14 protein-coding genes are annotated in these 17,019 nt (G+C 34.1%); 10 read left to right on the plus strand and 4 right to left on the minus strand.

Annotated features, from left to right (window positions below):
* Nucleotides 1-372: 372 nt before the first annotated feature.
* From ACFVQB_RS14875 to ACFVQB_RS14890, 4 genes are all read right to left on the minus strand, one after another.
* A complete protein-coding gene (locus tag ACFVQB_RS14875; RefSeq protein ID WP_379440346.1) occupies nucleotides 373-576 on the minus strand; it encodes a helix-turn-helix domain-containing protein in 204 nt (67 codons plus the stop codon).
* Nucleotides 577-855: 279 nt separating this feature from the next.
* A complete protein-coding gene (locus ACFVQB_RS14880; protein WP_379440349.1) occupies nucleotides 856-996 on the minus strand; it encodes a hypothetical protein in 141 nt (46 codons plus the stop codon).
* Nucleotides 997-2,065: 1,069 nt separating this feature from the next.
* Nucleotides 2,066-4,306, minus strand: coding sequence for an AAA family ATPase (locus ACFVQB_RS14885; RefSeq protein ID WP_379440351.1), 2,241 nt, complete (start codon nucleotides 4,304-4,306; stop codon nucleotides 2,066-2,068).
* A complete protein-coding gene (locus tag ACFVQB_RS14890; protein ID WP_379440354.1) occupies nucleotides 4,307-5,341 on the minus strand; it encodes a tyrosine-type recombinase/integrase in 1,035 nt (344 codons plus the stop codon). It lies immediately after the preceding gene.
* A 140-nt stretch (nucleotides 5,342-5,481) separates the two neighbouring features.
* Between ACFVQB_RS14890 and ACFVQB_RS14895 the strand changes: the two genes are divergently transcribed.
* The 10 genes from ACFVQB_RS14895 (at nucleotide 5,482) to ACFVQB_RS14940 (ending at nucleotide 16,932) form a co-directional block, all read left to right on the plus strand.
* Entirely contained in the window at nucleotides 5,482-5,673 is a 192-nt protein-coding gene (locus ACFVQB_RS14895) for a hypothetical protein (RefSeq protein WP_379440356.1), read from the plus strand.
* A 34-nt stretch (nucleotides 5,674-5,707) separates the two neighbouring features.
* On the plus strand, nucleotides 5,708-6,994 hold the full coding sequence (locus ACFVQB_RS14900) for a hypothetical protein (protein WP_379440359.1): 1,287 nt from the start codon (nucleotides 5,708-5,710) through the stop codon (nucleotides 6,992-6,994).
* A 28-nt stretch (nucleotides 6,995-7,022) separates the two neighbouring features.
* Nucleotides 7,023-9,776 (plus strand): hypothetical protein, encoded by a 2,754-nt coding sequence (locus ACFVQB_RS14905; RefSeq protein ID WP_379440362.1) that lies wholly within the window; start codon nucleotides 7,023-7,025, stop codon nucleotides 9,774-9,776.
* The gene (locus tag ACFVQB_RS14910) at nucleotides 9,773-10,588 is read left to right on the plus strand and encodes a hypothetical protein (RefSeq protein WP_379440365.1); all 816 of its coding nucleotides are present in this window, start codon (nucleotides 9,773-9,775) and stop codon (nucleotides 10,586-10,588) included. Before ACFVQB_RS14905 ends, ACFVQB_RS14910 begins: the two co-directional genes overlap by 4 nt.
* Nucleotides 10,589-10,717: 129 nt before the next feature.
* The gene (locus ACFVQB_RS14915) at nucleotides 10,718-10,993 is read left to right on the plus strand and encodes an HU family DNA-binding protein (protein WP_379440368.1); all 276 of its coding nucleotides are present in this window, start codon (nucleotides 10,718-10,720) and stop codon (nucleotides 10,991-10,993) included.
* A 132-nt stretch (nucleotides 10,994-11,125) separates the two neighbouring features.
* On the plus strand, nucleotides 11,126-11,320 hold the full coding sequence (locus ACFVQB_RS14920) for a YonK family protein (protein WP_379440370.1): 195 nt from the start codon (nucleotides 11,126-11,128) through the stop codon (nucleotides 11,318-11,320).
* An 11-nt stretch (nucleotides 11,321-11,331) separates the two neighbouring features.
* Nucleotides 11,332-12,546, plus strand: a complete 1,215-nt coding sequence (locus ACFVQB_RS14925; protein ID WP_379440372.1) for a metallophosphoesterase — start codon at nucleotides 11,332-11,334, stop codon at nucleotides 12,544-12,546.
* Between the two features lie 217 nt (nucleotides 12,547-12,763).
* On the plus strand, nucleotides 12,764-13,618 hold the full coding sequence (locus ACFVQB_RS14930) for a hypothetical protein (RefSeq protein WP_379440375.1): 855 nt from the start codon (nucleotides 12,764-12,766) through the stop codon (nucleotides 13,616-13,618).
* Nucleotides 13,615-15,396, plus strand: a complete 1,782-nt coding sequence (locus ACFVQB_RS14935; protein WP_379440393.1) for a terminase large subunit domain-containing protein — start codon at nucleotides 13,615-13,617, stop codon at nucleotides 15,394-15,396. Before ACFVQB_RS14930 ends, ACFVQB_RS14935 begins: the two co-directional genes overlap by 4 nt.
* A 24-nt stretch (nucleotides 15,397-15,420) precedes the next feature.
* On the plus strand, nucleotides 15,421-16,932 hold the full coding sequence (locus ACFVQB_RS14940) for a hypothetical protein (protein WP_379440396.1): 1,512 nt from the start codon (nucleotides 15,421-15,423) through the stop codon (nucleotides 16,930-16,932).
* Nucleotides 16,933-17,019: the final 87 nt, after the last annotated feature.

Consider the following 17,019-nt stretch of genomic DNA (forward strand, 5'->3'; position numbering starts at 1 on the left):
ATGATAAGGCTAACTACTGCATGTCTCCTATTGTAACCTTGTACCTTATACTTGTATGTCCTCCTCTCTTCATCCCACTCATGTGATATAGTCTTAGGATGTCGTAGTATGAAAAGTAACCTTTCAAAAGTAAAATTTCTATCAGGCTGATTAAGTCTTAGTTCAGCATGTGATGATAGTTCGATATTGCCTTGTGATGCTAGTTGAGGTATAAGTGTCATAAGTTCTTCTGATTCTATAACTTCGTTCAATGTGTCGTCACCTCTTTCCTTAACCTGTTATAGATATTATACCACATTATTAATTTATTGTACATATCTTTATTCTAAATAGACTCGACAGATCCATTTAAAGATCCATCGAGTGATTATGTCATGATTGTTTGGGATTGGGCTGGTCTCTGAGTATGAGCCAAGTCTTACCACGTTTACAGGCAATCAGCTTATCAGAACATAGCCGCTTAATATGGTCTTGAGATAGTTTCCACAATTCTGCTGCTTCTTCAGTAGTCATGAGCTGAGACATGAGTTCATCGAGTTTAGTCTTTAGTTGTTCATTAGATGGATTGTCAGACATACTATCCCTCCTTTATTTACGTGTAATATACACTATACCTGAGATGAGCGAGTATGCAGCAACAATAAGGAGTAATGTAGTCACCCAAGTAGTATTAATGGATAGAGCAATTGTGGATAGCACACCTGTTAATACAAAGCGTTCGATACCTTCACGTTTATGCTTGCTCATTATATGTTCATTCCCTTCTGTGTATTGGATGAGTTGACTCTATTGTAAGGAGTGTTGTATCATGTTGGTGAGAAAGGGAGTTCGTGGCTCCCTCTCTCGGTTGATAGTTTACTTCTTGCGGCGATTACGTTTCTTTTTGGACGTTTTCGCCTTTTCCTTTTTCTCCTTCCATTCGATAATGTCTTTGGTGATAAGTCTGATGAAGGTTAGTGTACCAATGATGACTCCAACCTTTCCCCATATGTCCATATGTATCACCTCCTTACATATATAATTATACCATGTCCGATATCGGATTACAATATTTTATTTAATAATCTGTATTTTTATTTTAAAACAGTATGGTGATATTACTTAAAGCACAATGAATAGTTAATGAAGATATCAAATTTATAATTGGGATTTTAGAAATTGCATTTCAAAGTTCAAATTGAGATTTAACTTTTGATAATGAGTAAACTTGGATAGGTACATTTGAGTAAGTGGATTGTGCCATGTGAGACAATGAATAGAGTGGAAACATTGAGTTAGCACAGTATGAGTAGTGATATGAGTATTGATGCTGAGACAGATAGATGATGGATATAGTAAAGATGAGAGTTAATATATAGTGGACAAATATCAATTAGTTATAATAAGTCATGATTTATGGAAACACTGTTACCCAATGATTATATTATACCCCCTATGGGTATATTGTGAGTTAGGTAAAAATTTATTGGAAATTTGAGTTTTTGAAATATTTTTTTGAAAACTATCTTGACATTTTATTGACTATGCTGATCGGTTAATGCAGCTTGAATAGATAGCATAGATACCACACAATATATCTTGTGTAGTATCTAGTAAGGGTATGGGGGGCTATTTTAAATCCAGAAAAGAGGTTAAATTGGAAAATAGTGGCCTAGCACTTCCACTTCCACACCCTGATTTAATATTCATCCCCTCCCATTTTATTTCCATTTATTTGTAATACTTTTGTAACTATATACTCTATTTTCATCAAATATCAATCATAATCTCAATCGTAACTAATCCTTTTCTTCTTACTCCCATCTAACTTTATAAATTTATTACATTACTGTAACCAACTCATTTCACGGCATATTCTGTCCGATTTCACGCTATTTTCCTTGGTATGTATAGGGTTTTGCGATACACATCACTGATCAACTTACCCCCTAATACCATTTCTCTCATTTTCCCTTGGTATATCTATGTTTCACACTACAGCTACTCAAATCACGATTACCCTTTAATCGCAAAACGTAAAAATGCCTACCGGATATATTCATCCAATAGGCTTCAATTCAATTATTTAATTATTTTCTTGCAGTAGTCTACACAAATGTGTATTTCTTCTCTTACTTTCTACTTTTCTAATGGCAAAGTTTAATGTCTCTGCCTGAGTTAAGAATATACACTTAGATACACTTCTCGTTATTGCTGTATAAATCAAGTTGGCACTAATCTGAAACTTATTGGATCTATCCACTACTATTAACGTTGCTTCGCTAGAGCTTCCTTGACTCTTATGTATTGTTAATGCCCATGCAGATAATAATTGAGCTGCCAAACCTATGTCTAATCTAACCAGTTGATCATCAAACTGAATTATAATTCCTTTTCTTTCACTTTCCGCTAATTCATCGTCACTATTCTTTTTATCATCTTCCAGCTTTATATCGATTACTTTTCCTGAATCTCCATTTACTATATCCGTTCCTTCTTCAGACATGTTTGCAATCTGGTACATATTAACCGTATTAAGGATGTAGTCTCCAACTCTAATTAGTCCATCATATCCATATTCATGTTGTTTCTTTGTTGTATCAAAAGGATTAACTTGCTCTTGTATGTACTTGTTCAATTCTAAAGTTCCTAATTTCCCCTTCTTTGTTGGAGAAAGCACCATAATATCTTCAGGTTTATACGTATTTAACAACAAATTATAATAGTGTTTATAACCCTTTTCAATTTGAACCTGATCTACACAATGCAATAAAAAATCATTCCCAAATAACTGTTTACCTTCAAAATCATTATTTACAATTTGCTTACCCTCTCTTATCTTAGTTGCAACATCAAGGATTCCTCCATCCCCTTGTCTAAACACGATGTCCAATTTAGTCATTGGCATTACTCCGCTTTCAATAGCATCATGTAGAAAATTCCCTGCCTGTACTGATAATAACTGAAAATCATCTCCAACAAACAGTATTCTTGTTTTTGGATTTTTTATCTTTGAAAGTAAAGATGACAATATAAATACATCAGTCATACCAGATTCATCGATGATAACATAGTCTTCATGAATCTCATGCATCATATCTTCTTCCTTATCCATTCCAAAGCCAATTCTTCTATGAATAGTCTGAGCATTGACACCAGTATATGTACGTGTAACTTTAGCTGCTTTAGCAGATGGGGACAGCAAAACATATGTAAGTCCCAATTTATTTAGTAGATCCACAAGGAATTTTTGAAGTTGACTCTTTCCTGTTCCGGCGTAACCAATCAATAAGTTTACTGGGTATTTATTTATATTCCTAAAAAATTCTTTCTGTTGATGTGATAATCCTTTTGGGATCAAATTCTTATATGTATCTTCGATTTCAGCAATATAGTTCTCTGGATCAAAGTTCATCTTATCCCCGCAATTCATTATCTCAGCTAGTCGTTTTGCTATGTACTTTTCGGCATTGTAGGTTCGAGTAAGCGAAACTTTGTCGTCTATAAATACCAGTCCATCTGTCTCATGAAGATTATCTTCAATTAATACTTCCATAAGTTCCAATTTCTCAGAAGCATTGCGCAATAACTCACCCTTCAGCATGTATGTGTGCCCTTGCTGTTGGTTGTCATCAATGGTGAATCTAATACCATATTTGATTCTTTGAGGATCTTCCTTCTTAAATCCCATTAACTGCGCAATTTTGTCCGCCCGTTTAAATCCAAAACCAGATAACTGAGTTAATTCATAGGGGTTGTCCTCAATTTTCTGGATTGCTAACTCTTTAGACCCGAATGTTTTCTCAAGTTTAAGTATAATGTCATAGGTGATACCGTATTTTCCAAGGCGACTCAATATGTCTCGGTAAGAGATATTTTCAAGAATTCGATCCCTTATCTTCTTGTAAGTTTTAGATCCAAATTGTTTTACTTTTTCGTGTTCGAATTTGTCATCAATAATCATTTTTACAATATCCTCATTAGGATATGTTTTATACACCTCTTTAAGTTGCAACTCCGTCATTAAGGTAGCAAGGAAGGCTTTTTGTCCCTCCATTGTTTCAGGAACTTCTTGATAAATGGACAACACATTATAGCTTGCACCATATTTTGCATCTACTTTCTCAAGCTCGATTTGGGCAGTATATTCAACTCCTAATTCTAATCGCTGCATTACTCCCTTAATACTTAGACTTCCATAGGAATTTAAGATTACATTATGACTATTTGTGTTACAGGAGTATATCCTGAAATCATTTTTATTTTCAGATTCTTTACGCGGGAACATCATTTTTTCTGGGGTCAGCTTTAAATCAACAATACTCAATTATACATCTCTCCTATTCAATAACTTCTCTTTAGCTTCCTTTTTAATTTGAGTTAGTGTTCCGTAGGATTGGTTTAATACTAGTTCAATCAACTCATTTTTTGTTAATTTTTCGAAAATAGAATCATCAATCTTCTCTTCCATTCTTAAACTGATGCTATTAGAGAGATCTTCGTTAATATGTCTGTAATAAGTTTCAGTAGTCGCTATATTTGAATGATTCAAGTGTTTTTTTGCCTCTTCTAATGTTCCAAATCCAGCAGCCACATTTCGCAAACTATGAAATTTAATGTTGCGCTCTGAATCAATACTCATTTTCTCTTTTAAACTATCTATCATTTTTTGTATGGTTTTGGTAGATAAATGAAAAATTTTATTATCATTGTATCTTTTATAGTAATTTAACTCTTTAATAGACAATAGTTCTTCGTACAAATTTTTAGAAATTGGAACGACATGCTTCTTACCGCCCTTACCTACCACATTTATATAATAATAGCCTCTATTGTCATCTAACTTAATATCGGAATATTTAATTGAGAGCAATGTGCTTTTACGAAAACTTGTTGTATAGGCCAATCTTACGAACACTGCCTTCTCTAGTCCCTTAACTTTGTCCAATCTAAGTATGGATACCATCTTCTCAGCTTCATCATAGTATAGCGCCCCGCATCGTTCAGAATCATCGGGAAGTACTTTTACTTTCGTAACTATTGAATTCACTTCATATTCGTTAATTTCTAAAAATTCATAGAAACTTTGAACGGCTGCTAGAATATTGTTTATAGTCGTATTGGAATATTCAACAGGGTGTTCCTTGAGATAATTTTGAAACCCAATCATATCCGCATTTCTGATTTTGAGATCATCTTTTTGAACAACCTCAATTTCCTTACCAATAAACCACATAAAAAAATTCCTTAGTGAACGTTCATAATTTTTTTGTGTATGTATACTATTATATTTTCTAAAAAAGTTTGTCATATCATCATATACTGAGCCACTGTGAAGTCTCACTACCTTTACGTTTTCCATTTGTACATCCCTCCTGTGTTTCATTATATACTATAACGTTTAAAGAGTAAATATACATATTGACATTTTTTTATTATAAACTTAATATGAGTACATGGTGATAAACACCAAATACAAAATACACATAGAGGAGCAGCAATTTGAAAAACATTCATAAAGGTAATCATTCAATTATCACTTGGGAGGATCGATACTATGATGGATTTGAAGTAGATACATATGAAACGAAGATGGTGTCAGATTGGATGCGAGATGGAACTGAGGATTGCATCGAGTATATGGGCGCTGTAGATAGTGAGGTTCTTTGGTACAAAAATATTATAAATAAATAATACATATAAATAAGATCAGAGGAGAATAGGACATTTGAATTTTAGTAGTATTAAGCTTTGGTTCGCTAGAGATAAAGATGGAGTAATAACATACATAGATGAAATAAATGAAAGTTCCAGCAATTGTACTTATAAATGTCCAATGTGTCACTCTGATGTGAAGCCGAAAGCAATACAATCGAAGAAAGTATCACCCCACTTCGCTCATGTTGATGTCAGTAAGTGTAATAAAGAATCTATGATTCACTGGTGGTTTAAAAATGCTTTTATTCAAATAGGTGATGAAATTAGAATTAAAAGTGATCAACTACACTCATATACTTGCAAGAACATTGATGTTGAACAAACATTAATAATTGATGGTATAAATTATAGACCAGATGTAACCATAACAACAGATTGCGGTAACACCATCTACTTTGAGATGAACTATTCAAACAAGAAAAGTACGCGAGAATATTTAGATATCTGGATAAAATTAAACAGAATTGTAGTAGAAATAGACATTAAAAATATGCTGCAAAAAGAGAAAGTTTTCAAGGCACTCTACTATAGTGGAAAATGTTTCAATATTAAAAATAAAGATACTTATTATCACAACATAGGAAAGCATAAAGAGTATATTTTAAGCCATTCTTATGAGCACAATGCAATTGAGATAAAAGAGAGAACAAAGAAACTTGATTGGTTCTGGGATGATGTGAAAAGATACTCTGAAAACAAAGTTTCAATATCCGATATTTCGATCTTGATTGATTCGATCGATCATAGAGACAAGGAAATCGTCAATAAAATTCTTAAGAAGAATATGTGTAGCGCGCTTTACAATGATTATCTTGAATATAAACAATTAGATCAAAAAGCTCAATTTAAAGAAGAAGCATCGGAAAATGAAAAAATCATGTTTATTCAGGAAGAGATCAAAAAGCTAAAAATAACGCCTATCCCCCTAGACACAGAGCTAAAATATAAAAGAAAATATGTTGGCTACAGCTATTATCATGGCTCAAGACGACATCCTATAAAATACGGAACATCGTTTTCTCATTATACATACGATGTACTAATTCTTAATGAAAAAAAGATTATCAATAAAATTTCAATAACCAATAGAATAATGAAAATGTCTTTTGGAGAAATAAAGAGTTTGATTTTCAAAACCAAAGAAATCATTAGTAATAAGCGGAAATTTAATGAATGCAAGCTTTGTAAGCGTAGGTTTTACTTAACCTATTCGGAAATAAACTATTTTACAAAAAAAGGCTTAAATGTGCCAAAGAGATGTAAAATCTGTAGAAAAGAGAATAAGCAGAAGGGATGATTATTTGGTTAATAGGCAGTTTTATACGATGAAATTTAAGACATCCAGACTTAAAGAATTTGGATATAATATAACCTTGTCATTTGATGAAGCTAAGTCTTTTGGAGAAATCATAGCCTTGTCCGACAATCAGTTTCTTAGAAGTATTAGGGATATTACCAATAGGAGTTTTGAAAAAAACAAGGTCGAGGAACTGTTTATAGAAAGAGACAGGCTGCGCAAAAAAAGCAATTCACAAGAAAATTCACGTCTGCTTGATGAATTACAAAAAAGAATTTATAGAGAACTTTTTATCCCAGAATACATAACTATAGAAATTGAGCATGGAAGCCATTATGATTATCTATTTCAAAACGGATTAATCTTGAATAATAAACAATATGTGAGATTATCAAGCTCTGCTGGTCAAGCAAGACAATCCACGGTTGTATTCTGTGAAAAAGAAACAAAAGAAAAGCTGTGTTCGGTTTTAGATAATGGAAGAAATAAAAATGTTAAGATTGCACCATCCAAATTTAACGCATATTTTGGACTCTCTGGATCAGCCACAAAGACAGTAACCGCACCTAGATTTTGTGTAGTTGCAGATTATTACAGTGAAACGAAAATGCTCTACAATTATGTGACAGAAACAGGTGTTGAAGATGACGATATTATAGAACTTAGAGAAATCACACAAGAGTTTAACAGATTTGATGGTCAAGGACTGATAAGCCCTTGGATGGCAGCTAAATGGGCTGAAGATCTTGACCTTGACTACGTTCCTGCTCAATGGTGTATACGTCAGAATTTTATTAAAGGAATGTTGTGTACATTTGACATACATAAGTTCTGTGAGACTAAAAACAATAATAGTTACTATATTAAATCCCTTTATAAAGACGCGCAAGGTGGGGAGGTCTGGGTTAACTTAAAAGACATAGATGTGATACTTACTGAAAGCCAATTTAAGTTATGGGATTCATTCTCCAACCTTGAAGAGTATCAGTTAAATTGCCATAAAAACAACTTAAAGTGGGGAGTTTCTTTATATACTCCAAAGGAGACTAAGGATATCCTGAGAATGAACTACCAGTTTCTTCAGACCTTAAATTTGTCCTCTCAAGACATTGAGGTATTGTGCGACAAGTTTATTAACTGGGTATCTGGGGTTAGTTCTGACAACATTTATTACACTCTCCTATTCCTTTTGGGGACTAATACCACTGAAACAAAAATCAATCAATTTTTCTCAAGTAGTGATAAGTATTGGATTAAGAGTTTAGTAGCTAATCACACTTTAATTAATGATGAATACATCAAAAAGAAGATCTATGACATGATCAAAACAAAAATTAAAAATGCATGTCTAGGCGAGATTATTGTTGATGGCAATTTTCAAACTTTAGTCAGTGATCCTTATGCTATGATGCAACACGTTTGCGGGATGAAGGTTACTGGATTATTAAATGAGAACGAGTATTATTCAAGCTACTGGAACAAAAAAAATGTGAAAGTTGTAAATTCGATGAGAGCTCCTCTTACGTATCGCAGCGAACACCTTAAATTAGATTTAGTTAGTGAAGAAGAATCATTAGATTGGTACAGCCATTGTTACACTGGCGTAATTGTAAATGTTCATGGAAAGGAAACGGTGAACTGGGCTGGTAGTGACTGGGATTATGATCAAATCGCTACAACAAGCGATATAACCATCTTAAACAGTGTCTATGAGGATGAACTTCCCATAACCTATGATCCTCCTAAGCCCAATAAAATTGTTGTAACTGACGATGACCTATATCAGTCAGACAAGTTCTCTTTCGGGTCACAAATAGGATCAATCACAAACAAAAGCACATCTGCCTTTGCCCTACTTCCTCTTTTAGAAAAAGATTCGGCAGAGTACAAAAAAACCATTAATAGGCTTAAGATGTGCACAAAGTTACAATCTGCCCAGATTGATAAGGCTAAAATAGGGAGAAATGTTAAAGGAATACCAATGAACTGGACATCATTTCAGAAAATAAAAGAGAGTGATACAGAAGAATCTAAAAGCGAGAAGGAATTATTGAATAAGTTGCTTTTAGATAAACACCCCTACTTTTTCATATATCTATACAAGGATACAAAACGGAAATATAAAAAGTATCTCGAAGGTAAAAATCTGGAATCTCTTCATAAATTCAATTTAACGCTTTCCGATTTGAAAAATAAACAAAGAAAGAATCTTGAAGAAAGAGAGTTCTTAAAGGAGTATGTTAAAAACTCTCCTGTGATTGAGTCTGACTGCGTGATGAATAATTTGTGTAGATACATAGAATCCATAGACTTCGCAATCAAGAAAAGATTGAATAACAAAAAAACAGACACCTCTTCTTTGATTAAATCCAAAAGAGTCACTTGGGATGAGAACACATTCAAGAAAGTTAAGAAAAATATAGGAATATACAACAAAAAAATCAACGACTCAGGTAACACAAATCAGCATTCATATGGTATTAATGGTAAATACGATTCAGATATTCACAATCAGAAAACTGTCCATTCGGAAGACCTTGCAAATATAATGAATGACACTTGTTCAAATCCCGAAGAACTCGTTAATTATTTAATTGAGATTGCATATGCAGATAAGCCAAAATTAAGAAAAGAAGTTCTGTGGGATATTTACGGTAAAGTTTTATTCAACAATATTAAAACAAACAGCTTAAATAATACAACTCTGTTCCCTTTCCCTTCTCAAGAGGGAGAATTAAACTATCTAAACAAAAAATATGAACTTAGAGAGGTAAGAATTTGATCAATTATAGATACAATGAAACAAAATATGCGTTAAAGATACTAGAATCTGGGTTTGTTACAAAATATCACGTTTATGAGTTGAAAATTCTAGCTAAGTATTTAAAGCATAAAGGATTCAAACCGAAACAAAGAAAGGAATTAATATATAAATTTTGCCAAAAACACATAGAGAAATTCAACAGGGTGCTTTATTTTAAAACGATAAATTCTGTAATAAATTATTCAAATAAAAAAGAAAGTAATCTGGTCGATATTCCAAATATCGATATTACAGAGGCTGAATTAGACTTTGTTATAAATTCAGGTTTACCTTTAAATGAAAAAAAGATTTTATTTACGCTAATAGTAATGAACAAGATAAATAAAAAAATAAGTACGATAATGTTTGGTGTAGAATCAAAACATCACAAATTTGGAGGAAAAAAGACTCATTTTAGAGACTTGTTAAATGCTTCTAAGTTGCATGGGAAAGAAAATATAGCAAGCATAATACATAATCTTTACAAAAAAGAATACCTCGACATCGAGACAGGATTCAGAAAAGATAATGGTAAGGTTAAACTTGTATTTCTTGATCAAATCAAACAAAACGATTCAATTGCAATTAGAGTGGAAACATTCGACAACATTGGATTATATTTCGACTACTACATCGAGGACACTAAAGTAAAAAAATGTGACTCATGTAAAACATTAATTCGTATTACTTCTAACAGAACAAAGTACTGCAAGCTTTGTTCTGCTGAAATTAATCGTATGGATGCAAAAAACAGAATGCAAAAAATGAGATCAAAAAACGTTACTTTTTAGAAAAATGCTCAAAATCGTTGGGCCGCAGTGATTTCAAGGCACCACTAAAAACTTTATATAGTGATAGAAGGGACATAAATTTCCTTTGTCTATCAAAAATAATATACAACCAAAAGGGAGACTTTAAACATGGATAAAGCAGGTTTGATTGTAGCAGTATCAGAAACAACGGAAATGACAAAAAAGGACACAGAAGCAAGCATCGATGCATTGTTGGCAGCAATTACAGAGGCACTCAAAAATGGAGACTCGGTGAAAATTAAAGGCTTTGGTACATTTGAAGTACGAGATCGTGCTGCGCGAAAAGGAAGAAATCCACAAACTGGAGAAGAAATTGATATTCCAGCCAGCAAAGCCCCGGCTTTTAAATCTGCACCTTCACTAAAAGAGGCTGTAAAAGAGTAATTTCATAGTCTTTTTTATAATAAAATAACATTATTAAATACATATAACTAGAATAAAATTAGGGAGACATCTAAAGTCTCCTCTCTTCTATTGTTTTAGTTTTAAATAATATGCATACGGGGGCAATATAATATGGCTAAGAATAAAGATAGTAAAACAGTTAATCGTACAGGTACGTTTGATATGGATAAAATGCAAATTACCGCTGAAGATAAAAACGGTATTTACACCTACGATGTAAAGGCTTTGCTTCAAGAGTTTGATGGTGAACAAATTTCCTTCACACTAGCTTCCGACTTTAATCCAAGTCATGTAGTTGAAGAGTAAGGAGTGAGTTAATGACTCCAAATATACTATTCAGGGAAACATCTGAAGGGATCAATGACTACCTAGTTAGATTGGGAGACAATCAGGAGCTATATGGCTTAAACTGGATTCAAATTGCTGATCTACTTAACAAAGAGTCGGGCGAAGAGTTTTCAGAATCAAGATGGCGTAAAGATTATGCTTCATATTCTAAATGGAAGCCCATTATCCTTGAAAAATATGCAACTAATGAAGTCGTAGATGAAATTAGAGATGCTACATTAGAATCAAAAAAAGAACGTATTAAGCTTCAAACTGAAAAGATTGAGTATAATAAGATGATTCGTGAGCAGTGTAGAGCGGATTTGCTTGATGAGAAGATTATAGAAGCAGTAAATAATCGTCCAACTATACATATTCCAGATATTCATATCAAAAAGAATAACGCAAAACGCGACTTCCTCTTACCTATCGCGGACATGCATGACGGCGTATCATTTAAACTGTTTGGATGGGAAGGTGAACTTCTTAACGAATACAGCCCAGAGATTCTAGAGAAACGCATGTGGAAATTGCTCGAAGAGTTTGTTTCCATCAACGATGAACAAAGAATTAACCACGTAACCCTTCCTAATTTAGGTGATAGCATTGATGGCATTCTTCGTATGAGTCAGTTAATGAGCCTAAAAATGGGAGTCACTGATTCGGCAATCCATTTCGCTGAATTTATGAGTCAATGGTTAAATGAACTATCTAAATATTGTTTAGTTGATTACTACTCAATCTTTGGTAATCATGATCAACTTAGACTCTTATCAGGTAAAAGAGATGAATTCCCACATGAAAATGCTCAAAAGTGGATCACTAAACTGATCTCGGCAAATCTAAAGGACAACAAGAATGTTTCAGTAACTAATTGCAACGAATTTATGTATCTAGACATCCTTGGTACAAAAGTTCTAGGAGTACATGGAGAGAACGAAAAAAATCTAGAAAACAGTATTAAGGATTACTCTTTGACGTATAGTAAGCCAATTCATTTGTTACTGAGCGGACATTTACATCATTCACACGAGAAGACTATTGGCATGAATGGAAGTCGAGACATTGAATATGTTCAATCCCCTTCTATTATTGGTATTGATGACTATTCACTAAAACTCAAAAAGACCTCAAATGCTGGCGCTAAAGTGATGATACTTGAAGAAGAAAAAGGACGTACACTCACCTACAACATAAGACTGTAATAGCAAAGAATACATAAATCGACTACCTGATTAAATATAGAATCGGGTTTTTTCTTATTTATTTTTACATGGGGAGATCCTGCCATAAGGTTCTTTAAACCGGACGCTCCCTCCTACCCCATGGTTTTTTCATTAAGGAGCATGTTTAGGAAGGTGATGCAGAATTACTGCTTCAAAGAATATAAAATTAAAATGTTTAAAGTGTAATGAGTTGAAAATGCCAACTACTTTCTATGTGAACACGAATCCGCTGTTCTCCACTGATAAGATTCAAATATGTAAGAAATGTATATCTGATCACATTGGATCAAAAGGGTCAAATGGCTATGAGGATCGAATTAAATCTGTACTGGCAATTATGGATAAGCCCTTCATTTACGATGTATGGGTGAGTAGCGATAAAGATTGGAGTAAGTACATCCCTCAAATCTCTTCGTTATCACATTATAAAGGAAAGACTTTTTCCGATAGTGTCTTTAATTCAATTTCAGAATATAGTACTTCTGATGATTTGAATATGAATGAATACTCAGAAAAACAGGTTACTCTGAACGATGATGAAAAAAATAAATATGTGTCTTTCTGGGGAAAAGGATATGAAATTGATGACTACTTATATTTGGAAAATGAATATGAAACTCTCTTAAGTTCATATGAATGTGACTCTTATGCTCAAGAGATGCTTTTTCAAGAGATAGCTCATGAAAAATTATCCATTAGAAAAGCAAGAGAAGCTAACAAACCCACAGAAAAGCTACTTAAAACACTACAAGAACTACTTGGTTCGTCTAATATCAAACCAGTTCAAGAAACTGGAGCAAACGCAACAGAACAGGCGACCTTTGGAACACTGATTAAAAAGTACGAGAATGAGAGACCAGTTCCTGAACCAGATCCGATGTGGGCTGATGTTGACGGAATCAAAAAATATGTGCAAATTTGGTTTTTGGGTCATCTATGCAGAATGCTAGGAATTAACAATGAATATGCGCAAATGTATGAAGATGAGATATCGAAGTACAAGGTCGATGCACCCGAATATGTCGAAGACGATGACACGGTGAGCTCATGAGTGGACATAAAAACTTCCAAGTGAAACGAAATAAATCCACAAAGGGAAATAACCTTTTCGAAAAGGGAAGAAATTACAACAAGCATTCTGACAATTTATCTAAATCTGACAGATTGAACCAAGGAATTGGCATCTGGGCAAGTTTTTATCGAGCAAATCCACAAAGATTTGTAAAAGAATATTTAGGAATCAATCTGAAGATGTTTCAGATGATCCTTATTTTCATGATGAACTTGTCTCATTATTTTATGTACCTTGCTAGTCGTGGACAAGGAAAGACATTTTTGACCTCAATATATTGCTGTGTTAGAGCCATTCTTTATCCTGAGACTAAAATAATTATAGCATCAGGAACTAAAGGTCAGGCAAGAGAAGTAATAGAAAAGATTGACGATCTGAGGAAAAACTCTTCTAACTTAGCTAGGGAAATATCTGATTTATCCACCTCGGCAAATGATCCAAAAGTTGAGTTTCACAATGGCAGTTGGATAAAGGTTGTTGCTTCAAATGACGGTGCTCGAAGTAAACGCGCGAATCTTCTGATAGCAGACGAGTTCCGTATGATTGATCTAGATATCATAAATAAAGTTCTCCGTAAGTTCCTCACTGCTCCTCGTCAACCCAAGTATCTTAATAAGCCTGAATACGCACATCTACAAGAGAGAAACAAAGAAGTTTACCTCTCCTCCTGTTGGTACACCGTTCACTGGTCTTGGGCAAAATTAAAGTCATTTTATAAATCCATGGTATCCGGCAAAAGCTATTTTGTTTGCGGTCTACCCTATCAATTGGCAATTAAAGAGAGCCTATTGATGGAAGATCAAGTTAAAGACGAAATGTCAGAAGAGGATTTCGATGCTACAGCATTTTTCATGGAAATGGAATGCATGTTCTTCGGTGAATCTGAAAAGGCATTCTTTAAATATGAAGACTTAAATAAAAATCGTAGACTTAACAAACCCCTGTATCCCAGAGAATATTACGGTCTGATTAAAGATAAAACATTCCAATATGAAACTAAAAAACTTGGGGAAATCAGATTGGTCAGTTGTGACATTGCGGGTATGGCTGGGAAAGAAAATGATAGTAGTGTTTACACCATTTTTAGATTAGTTCCAAGTGCAAAAGGTTTTGATCGCCATATCATTTACATGGAAAGTATTTCTGGAGGACATACCACCACTCAGGCAGTTAGGATCAGACAATTATTTAATGATTTTGACTGTGACTATCTTGTTTTAGATACACAAAGTATGGGACTTGGTATTTATGATTCCTTAGTTCAACCTCTCTTCGATCAGGATAGAAATATTGAGTACGATCCTTGGAATTGTATTAACGATGAGAAGATGGCTGAGAGATGCACTTACCCAACCGCTCCAAAGGTTATCTACAGTATAAAGGGTAATCAAGTATTCAACAGTCAATGCGCTATCTTGCTTAGAGATGGACTCAAGAAGGGCAAAGTTAAACTCTTGCTTAACGATATGGAAGGAAGAGAATATCTTAAGAAACTAAAAGGCTACTCCGACCTCCCAGTAGAATTGCAAGTAAAATATGAGATGCCTTTCAACCAGACCACTCTATTGATTAATGAGATGATCAATCTAGAAGGTGAAATCACAGATAATGGACTCGTCCGACTCAGAGAACCAAAGACAAAAAGAAAAGACAGATACAGCTCAGTTACATACGGAAATTACATTGCAACCGAACTAGAAAGAAGTCTATTTAGAGAAACGAATAACGATGATCATCATTTCTTTATTTATGGCTAAGTTTACGTTTTAAGTAGAGAGAAGGTGAAAAAAATAACTGATAATCACAATGGGTTAGTAGACAGTAGCTATTTCGAACTATCATCCTTTCACGATTTCTTGTCTCAGTACAGCCAGCAGAGCGCAGTCATCGATGTGAATTTAAAAGATCTATATCTTTGGCTCAGGAATCCGCTACAGCATCGAAAAAATCTTATTAAGTTGAGTAGATACTATTACAACAAAGAAGGTATTGTAACTGATATTTACGATCTTTTCAAAACCCTTCCAGTTTTAAACTACTCAGTAAACTTAAATAATGAGGCAACAGCCTATAAAAAAAATAAGACTCAGATAAACGGATTCATTAAGAAGATAAACGTCAAGAAGCTTGCCAGAGATACTCTTTTTACACAAATAGTCGAAGGTGTTTGTGTCTGGTACAACCGAGGGAATAAATACATACAGTTTTTAGAGACTGACCAAATATGCATCGAATATATGATTAATGGTCGTTGGCAAGTGCTTTATGACTTAGAATACTTGTCTAGTTATAAGCTCAACGCTGGGCTTGCTCAGCAAATAAATGCAGCACCCGACGAGGTCACAACTAGAAAATACTTAGACTATAAGGCTGGTAAAGGTGAACGTTTCGTGCCTCTTGATATTCACAAAACTCAAGTGTTTAAACTTCGCGGCTCAAGGAATGAACCTTACAGTATCCCCTACTGTATTCCTGCTGTAGCAAGTATTCTCCATAGAGATTTATTAGAGAAGACTGAAAAGGCACTGGCTGATCGAGTTACCAACCAAATCATCATTCAGAAAATCGGAACCATTCCCAGTCAAGATGGAAAAACTCAACTTCCTGTGTCAAAAGATGCCACTCAAGGTTATCATAATAACCTTAAAAATCTGGTTCAAAAAAAGCACGACCATCACTCTCCAGATAGCTCCTCTACCGCTCCCCTTACAGTCCCTTCATTTATCAACATAGAAGAACTCAAGGTCAATATGAATACCTTTCCAAAAGAGGTGTGGGAAAGAATTGAAAGAGATATTTATAAAAAATTAGGTTATTCAATGTCGCTTAACATGGGCGGCGCTAATGGTCAAAGCTTTGGTTCATCTTCAATTAATGTAGAAAAAATCTACTCCACTATCTTCTATATGTTAGAGGATATTGAAGAAGCTTTGAATTTTTACATGGAACAGATAGCAACAAATGATAACTTGAATCCTTCTATTCGATTCAGCCGCGCAACGATCTTAGATAAGGAGACTGGCTTCAAACAGGCAGAATCCCTATATCTTAAAGGTCGTGGCAGCCTAAAAGACTATGTTGAATCAGCCGGATATAATTTCGACCACTGGCTTGCTCAGGTTAAATATGAAAATGATGTTCTGAAACTTGACGAACTCCCCGTTCATGCTACTAGTTTCACACAGAGTGGCGACAACTCTTCTGGAAGAAAGAGTGAGAACAAGTCAACAGACGAATCAGATAAGAATAATAATAGCAATGCCAATGATAGTCCATTCCCAAGCAATACTTAAATGTCTCTCCAAATAACTAGCTAAGGAGGTGATAAAAATAAATAAAGAGAAAGTTATCTCCCTCAAATCAAAAAATCTAGAACTGAA

This window comes from Paenibacillus sp. NPDC057886, assembly GCF_042796655.1.
GTDB lineage: Bacteria > Bacillota > Bacilli > Paenibacillales > Paenibacillaceae > Paenibacillus.

Excerpts from the sequence above, each read along its gene's own strand:
- ACFVQB_RS14875 (WP_379440346.1), bottom strand. The coding sequence starts at position 576 with ATGTCTGACAATCCATCTAATGAACAACTAAAGACTAAACTCGATGAA.
- ACFVQB_RS14880 (WP_379440349.1), bottom strand. The coding sequence starts at position 996 with ATGGACATATGGGGAAAGGTTGGAGTCATCATTGGTACACTAACCTTC.
- ACFVQB_RS14890 (WP_379440354.1), bottom strand. The coding sequence starts at position 5,341 with ATGGAAAACGTAAAGGTAGTGAGACTTCACAGTGGCTCAGTATATGAT.
- ACFVQB_RS14905 (WP_379440362.1), top strand. The coding sequence starts at position 7,023 with ATGAAATTTAAGACATCCAGACTTAAAGAATTTGGATATAATATAACC.
- ACFVQB_RS14915 (WP_379440368.1), top strand. The coding sequence starts at position 10,718 with ATGGATAAAGCAGGTTTGATTGTAGCAGTATCAGAAACAACGGAAATG.
- ACFVQB_RS14920 (WP_379440370.1), top strand. The coding sequence starts at position 11,126 with ATGGCTAAGAATAAAGATAGTAAAACAGTTAATCGTACAGGTACGTTT.
- ACFVQB_RS14925 (WP_379440372.1), top strand. The coding sequence starts at position 11,332 with ATGACTCCAAATATACTATTCAGGGAAACATCTGAAGGGATCAATGAC.
- ACFVQB_RS14930 (WP_379440375.1), top strand. The coding sequence starts at position 12,764 with ATGCCAACTACTTTCTATGTGAACACGAATCCGCTGTTCTCCACTGAT.
- ACFVQB_RS14935 (WP_379440393.1), top strand. The coding sequence starts at position 13,615 with ATGAGTGGACATAAAAACTTCCAAGTGAAACGAAATAAATCCACAAAG.